Below are 1,663 nucleotides of genomic sequence, written 5' to 3'. Positions count from 1 at the left end.
GGATATCTAAATTATCGTAGGGATAAGCGATACCTCTAAATTATCATAGGGTTTCGTAAAAGGTTGGCTCTAAATTATTGTAGGGTCAATCTTTTTGTTCATTCTTATAAAAATAAAACCTTTCGCTGTACAATGTAATCGTCAAACAACATTTAGCGAAAGGAGTGGTTTCCCACTATGGATATTATATCAGATTTTCTCGATCTATCCCAAGATTCCATATCAAGTCTTTCTTCCTATGTTGAAAACGATGTTCTCATAATCTGTTTAACTTTAAAGTCTTTTCCTTGTTCTTGCCCTATTTGTAATACTTCTACATCTCATATCAAAGAATACAAATTAAAACGTATCAAACATTCTGCTTTAAATCAAAAAAAATGTTTAATTGAATATCGAGCTCGACGTCTTGTTTGTGATAACTGTGGAAAAACTTTTTATGAGAAGAATCCTTTTATTCCCTTAGGTCATTCTGTCAGTAATCTTACCGTTCTTAATGTTTTACATGAATTGAAAGAGTCAAATGCTACTTTTGCCAGTGTCGCCAGACATAATTTCATATCTCCTACCAAAGCACAAGAGATATTTGATCTATATGTACGGATACCTAAAAGTCCTTTACCAGAAATCATTTGTATTGATGAGGTATATGCTTTAAAGGACAACCACAGTAAATATGTATGTATTCTATTGGATTTTTTATCTCATGAAATGGTCGATATGCTTCCTGACAGAAAGAAATATTCTCTTTTGAATTACTTTGATAGAATCCCTATTCAAGAAAGAAATAATGTTAAGTATGTCGTTATAGATATGTATAGTGTTTATCGTGATGTTGTCCACATGAAACTAAAGAACGCTGTTATTGCAGTTGACTCATTCCATGTTATTAAAAATATCAATACTGCATTAGACAAGGTAAGAATACGTATCATGAAAGGCAAAAAAAGTGATTGTATAGATTATTATCTGCTTAAAAACTTTCATTGGTTATTACTTACGGGTGAAGTAAGAGAAAATAAACGCAGGTATAACAAACGATTACGAAGATATATCAATTACCCGCAGCTTCTTGATCTACTATTAAACATATCGCCTGAGCTCAGAACAGCATATGAATTTAAAAATCTATACTTATGTTTCAACATGGTTAGTGATCACGATAATGCGGAACATGACTTCCATGAATTCATGAAAGAAGTAAGAGATTGTAATATTTCTGAAATGATCGAGATAATCAAAATGTTGAATAATTGGCATGATGAAATCATTAATTCATTTATTGTAGTAAATGGTAAGCGTTTATCGAATGGCATCATGGAATCTCGAAATTCTATCGTTAAACTCATTAAGAAAACAGGTAATGGCTATGTTAATTTCGCTAGATTTAGAAATCGGTGTATGTATTGTATGAACAAAAATGCCAAACCTAATATGGCTGGTTATGATGTACCATTAAAAATGAAAGGACATAAACGAGGAAAATATAAAAAATAATGATTAATTGTTGTTTGACTATTATAAAAGGCAGCGAAATGTTCATTTTCTAACATTTCTACTGCCTTTTTGAAACCCTATATTAATTTAGAGCCTACCTTCTTCATAGGAAAACCCTATGATAATTTAGAGCGTTTTTTCTTTAAACCCTACGTTAATTTAGAGCCCC

The 1,663-nt window shown here is 31.3% G+C and carries 1 protein-coding gene; it reads left to right on the top strand.

The window, feature by feature from the left end; translation table 11 throughout:
• The first annotated feature begins 177 nt into the window (after positions 1–177).
• Complete coding sequence (locus ACESSZ_RS16395) at positions 178–1,494, top strand: ISL3 family transposase (RefSeq protein ID WP_117548514.1); 1,317 nt, start codon at positions 178–180, stop codon at positions 1,492–1,494.
• Positions 1,495–1,663 lie beyond the last annotated feature (169 nt).

The organism is Eubacterium sp. 3_1_31 (assembly GCF_964249515.1).
GTDB classification, from domain to species: Bacteria; Bacillota_I; Bacilli_A; order Erysipelotrichales; family Erysipelotrichaceae; genus Longicatena; species Longicatena caecimuris.
Note: the sequence above shows the minus strand (reverse complement) of the source record. Positions and strands in the feature narration are given on the sequence as shown.

Excerpts from the sequence above, each read along its gene's own strand:
- ACESSZ_RS16395 (WP_117548514.1), top strand. The coding sequence starts at position 178 with ATGGATATTATATCAGATTTTCTCGATCTATCCCAAGATTCCATATCA.